Source organism: Lacticaseibacillus hegangensis (genome assembly GCF_003946465.1).
In the GTDB taxonomy this organism is placed as follows: domain Bacteria; phylum Bacillota; class Bacilli; order Lactobacillales; family Lactobacillaceae; genus Lacticaseibacillus; species Lacticaseibacillus hegangensis.
Map to the genome: position 1 here is coordinate 1 of NZ_RHOL01000058.1, position 4,796 is coordinate 4,796.

Here is a 4,796-nt window from a genome sequence, read left to right on the forward strand (position 1 = left end):
TGTGAGGTCTCGCACCAACAATTCCGGGCAAAACAAATACCGGAACATCAACATTTCTCTTGACTAGGCGTAGAAAAGCGCGCGAGCCAAGTTTGATCCTGGTTCGCGCGCATATGTCAGAACTGTTTCCAGTCAGGTCCGCCGGCTCCACAACCTAAGACCACTGATCCCCGGAATCCGCTGGGTGTCGGGATGTGCCCGACTGATCAGCTGACCTTTCACCATTACTGGTTACTCGACTCATCGCATAATGGTATTATATCATGCTTTCGAGGTTTTTGCAGGCTTGCGGTAGGTCATTTCGGCCACCAGCTGCGCGAGCAGGAAGCCAACCGCGATCGCGCCGGCCACCATAGCGACGCGAAACGTCAACGACAGCGCCTGATCCAGATTGCCGAGCACCAGCGCCCGCACCGCCTGGTAGGCGGTCGCCCCTGGCACCAGCGGCACCAGGCCGGGAATGTTGAAAATGATCACCGGCATTTTTTTAATGCGGGAAAACACGATCCCGCACAGCCCGATGGTCAGCGCGCCGAGCAGGTTCGCCAGCATGCGGCCGGTACTGAGCTGCATCAGCGTCCAGTAAACCAGCCACCCGGCGGCTCCGGCCCAACCGGCCAGGTTCAGCGCCTTGTGCGGCACGTTAATGATGATGGCAAACGCAATGGTGGACAGATAAGAGAAGCTGACCTGAACCAGCACTTGTAAGGCTAATGGCATGACGCCCCTCCTTGCCTAGAAAAACCGAAAAATGATCGCGATCCCGACGCCGATGGCACAAGCCGACAGAATGGCCTCCATGCCGCGCGCCATGCCAGAGAGCAGGTGTCCCGCCAGCATATCCCGGATCGAGTTGGTGATCGCCACCCCAGGCACCAGCGGCATGACCGCACCGATGATGATGTTGTTGATGTCACGACCCACGCCGAGGCGTACGCCCACCCAGGCGGTCAACCCGACCACAAACGCGCCCAAAAGCTCGGAAATGAACTGCAGCTTGGTCAGGCTGGAAACCTTGTAGTAGGCGGCAAACCCCAGCGCGCCGACCAAAGCGGCCAGTGGCATGTCGAACCAGTCATAGGTCTGCGCAAAAATCACCATCAAGGTCGTTGAGCACAGCGCCGCAGCCAGGATCTGCAGCCACACCGGGAAAAATGGCGTGTGCGCATCAAGGGTCTCCAGCGCCTGGTGCAGCTGGCTGAGCGTCAGCTGACCGGCCGCAAACTGCCGCGACAAGTTGTTCACGCCAGCGACTTTTTCCATGTCGATTCCACGCTGGGCCACCGGGGCGATTTGGACCGTCGCCGGCCCGTCAATGCCGATGAACAGCCCAGTCGGCGTGGTGAACACCCGCGCCGACTGGGCACCGGCGTTTTGCGCAATGCGCGTCATGGTGTCATCCACGCGGTACATTTCGCTCCCGCCTTCGATCATGATGCGGCCGGCAAGCAAGCACGTCGTCAGCAGTTCATTTTCCATCGTGCGCCTCCAAAAACTGGGTGAAGTGGGCGCGCAGCTTAGCCTTAGGGTACGCCCCGGTGACTTTTTCCACCGGTTTGCCCTGCCAGTAAAGCAGCATCGTGGGAATGCTTTGCACGTGGAACTGATCGGCCACGGCGGTGTCGCCTTCGACGTCCAGCGTCAACACGCGCATGGGCAGCTCCTGCTCCAGCTCGGCAAGCAGCGGGCTCAAAATCTTGCATGGGCCGCACCACTCGGCCCACAAATCGACCACCGTCAGGCCCTCACTTAGGTGGGTCGTCATCGTCTCACTCGTCACTGCTGTCGGCATCCTCATCCCGTCCTTTCATTTTTTGATTGTAGCATGCGCCCGGCGCGTTTGAATAGGCACGCTAGCAGCGGCTGATCTCAGCCCAGCTGCCACTTCAAAGAATGGCGCCCAAGTGGAACCTGGACGCCTCATCGCCAACCTAGTTTATCATTTTCCGGTCGCCATTTGGATCAATGGCAGCAAAAAAGCCGTGTCACCACGACTCTAATGGTTATTCTTTAGTGAATTCATCGTACGCGGCCTGGTCCATCACGTAATCCAGCTCGCCAATGTACTCGTGAACCGGGGTGTCAGGCGCGAACGGGTGCTTGAACCGGTACAGCCCATCGGAGCTGTCCAGGCCCCAGACGCCGCCCATGTCGTACTTGGCCTTGCCTTCCTGGCAGGCCCAGTTGATCATTTCGTACTGCAGCAGGTAGGGGATCATCAATGAATTCTTGATTCGCATGGAGCCGCCGTACATGTGCCAAACCTTGTCGCCGAACGCGAAGGCAATCGCAGAAGCCTGCAGCTGGCCATCGACTCGCGCGATGAAGACCTTCATCTGGTCCTTGCCGGCAAACGCCTCGGACATCCGATCAAAGTACGCCAGCGGCCGATAAGTGATGCCGTGGATCTCGCTCATCGTCTTATAGGCCTCAAAAAATTCCGGCATCAGCTTTTCGCCATCACCGACTTCGACTTCGACACCGCTCTTCATGGCGTGGCGGATCTTGGTCCGGGTCTTGCCGGTCATTGTGGCCATCACGCCATCAATGTCCTTGTCCTTGATGTCCAGCACAATGTTGAACCGCGGCTGGATCGTGTCATGGTTGCCATGGAACTTGCGATTGCGAGTCACGTAGCCATGTTTTTGAAAAGCCGCGTTCAGCTCATCCGTGTAATCCAGCTCCGGATCCATCCGCAGCAGGAAGGCGTTACGCTTCTTCAGTTCAGGCAGCGCCTCTTGGACCAGCGCATCGATGGTGTCAATGTCAGTCGGATCGCAGACTGGACCCTTGCTGCAGTAGGCAAAAGTGTTACCAGCCTTGTCCGTGACGGTCAGGATCGACATACCGGCCGTGATTTGGCCATCCTTTTCCAGGTAAGCGTACAGCGGAGACCAGTTATTTTTAACCTTTGACCAGGCAACGGACTGGGTCACCGAGGTGTACGGGGCGTCTTCCACGAATTTTTCGTAGCGGGCAACGGCTTCTTGATTCTTTAAATCAACGATTGGCATTGTTTACTTCCCTTCATTTTTGGCCGCAAAGCGGGCCTTGTAACTCGCGTAATACTTCTTGATCCGGTGATTGCGCAGAAAGCTCTTGTCCGCCGGATACTCTAGCGTATTGCCCCACTTGCCGTCATCGATCAGTGTCTGCATATGCTTTTTGATCTCAGGATCCTTGACATTGGCCACGGCGTCGTCAGGATTGACCCCCAGCCAGAGATAATCGTTCTTGGCCAGCTCGGGCGCCGTGAACGGCTGGTGGAACACGCGGTCTTCGATCATCGGCTTGATCAGATTGTGGCCTGAAGCCGTGGTGTAAAAGCCGCTGCGGCCCTGGCGCGGGTTCAGCTCAATCAGCTTGAACTCCTGATCGCGCACGTCGTACTTAAGGTCGAAGTTGCCAAACCCGGTGTAGCCCATGTTCTTGATAAACTTAGCCAGGCGCGCCTCAATGTCCTGATGGTACTCGATAAAGGTGGCGACATAATTGCCGACCAGAAAATCGGATGGGTCCTGCAGCAGCTGGCGGCCCATCGTCATCTGCCGCACGTTGGAATCCAGATCCGCGTAGAAATTGATGGTATACATCGCGGTGTCGCCGCCGGGAATGAAGTCCTGCAGCAGGAAGTTGCCGCGGTAACCGGCATCATACGTCCGCTTCAACATCGTCAGGATCTGGTCCTTGGCGGTGAACTTGTACGCCTTGCGCTGCCCAGGAAAATCCATCGCGATCTGCTGCGCCGCATCAGCGGGCTTCATCGCAACTGGAAACGCGAGCGCCAGGTCGGCCACTTTTTGCTCGTAGTTCTCTTGGTTGACCACCACTGTCTTGGGGTACGGCAGGTGATTTTCCTCGCACTGCTGATAGAAATGATCCTTGTAGTAGACGCTGTCCAGGACCTTCACGCTCGGGTATGGAATGATGTAGGTATCCTCCAGTGCCTCGCGGTTGCGAATGGCCAGCTCAGTGTACTCGTCGCCTGCTGTGATCAGGATCGGCTTGACCCCAGGCTTGCCGTACTTTTTCGCCATGTCGAGCAGCGCGGTAACAAACTCTTCGTTTTCCTTGAAGTGATCGACAACCGTCACGTCGCAGATCTGCGAATCCTTAGTCATGGCCAAGGCAGCCACGCCGATGCAGTGACTTTTGACCCCATAAGCTTCGTGGAACGAACGCGCCATGCCGTAAATGTTGACATCGGTGCCGACAAGGACTGGAATAATCGAACTGGTATCTACCATAGTGAACTCCTTTGATATGCAGGCTTAGTTACATTGTCCATTATCGCACAACTGCCCATGCGGGCAAGGCTGCAGAGCCGGCTTTAACAATAAAAAATCGTCTCGGGGAACCCCCGAGACGACCGGCTTTAAGGAGAGCGAAGGAGTCGAACCCCCCTACGCATTTCTACGCTCACAGGCTGCAAGCAGCCCGCAGCATTACCGCTCTGCCAACTCTCCATATGACTAACAGTATTTAGTATAGGACACGGTCCAAGCGATGTAAATAAATTTCATGAAACCATCATAAGATTCTCATGAATTAACGGTTATTTATTGAGCTTTCCTGCTTTGATTCCTGGCCCGCGTAGCATTCGATCCTTTGAAAAGTTTCATTTAGTCCCTTGTTGACCAACTCTCTAAAACTTGAAAGGTCATTCTCATGCACCAAACTCATGCACCAAAAAAGGACCGATTACTCGGTCCTTACTTTAAGCGCGGCAGCTTCCTACCCTCGCAGGCAGTCACCCACCAACTACTCTCGGCGTAGAGAAGCTTAACTTCTGTGTT

The 4,796-nt window shown here is 55.8% G+C and carries 5 protein-coding genes and 1 tRNA gene; all 6 read right to left on the bottom strand.

Annotation, left to right across the window (positions count from 1 at the left end):
• Nucleotides 1-261: 261 nt before the first annotated feature.
• Nucleotides 262-720: a threonine/serine exporter family protein gene (locus EKM86_RS12115; protein WP_125758325.1), complete on the bottom strand. Its 459-nt coding sequence runs from the start codon at nucleotides 718-720 to the stop codon at nucleotides 262-264.
• A gap of 15 nt (nucleotides 721-735) precedes the next feature.
• Entirely contained in the window at nucleotides 736-1,479 is a 744-nt protein-coding gene (locus EKM86_RS12120; protein WP_125758327.1) for a threonine/serine exporter family protein, read from the bottom strand.
• Nucleotides 1,469-1,792, bottom strand: a complete 324-nt coding sequence (locus tag EKM86_RS12125; protein ID WP_125758329.1) for a thioredoxin family protein — start codon at nucleotides 1,790-1,792, stop codon at nucleotides 1,469-1,471. Before EKM86_RS12125 ends, EKM86_RS12120 begins: the two co-directional genes overlap by 11 nt.
• A 211-nt stretch (nucleotides 1,793-2,003) precedes the next feature.
• Entirely contained in the window at nucleotides 2,004-3,014 is a 1,011-nt protein-coding gene (locus EKM86_RS12130; RefSeq protein ID WP_125758332.1) for a lipid II:glycine glycyltransferase FemX, read from the bottom strand.
• A gap of 3 nt (nucleotides 3,015-3,017) precedes the next feature.
• Nucleotides 3,018-4,247: a carboxylate--amine ligase gene (locus tag EKM86_RS12135; protein WP_125758334.1), complete on the bottom strand. Its 1,230-nt coding sequence runs from the start codon at nucleotides 4,245-4,247 to the stop codon at nucleotides 3,018-3,020.
• A 131-nt stretch (nucleotides 4,248-4,378) separates the two neighbouring features.
• Nucleotides 4,379-4,466, bottom strand: a tRNA-OTHER gene (locus EKM86_RS12445).
• Nucleotides 4,467-4,796 lie beyond the last annotated feature (330 nt).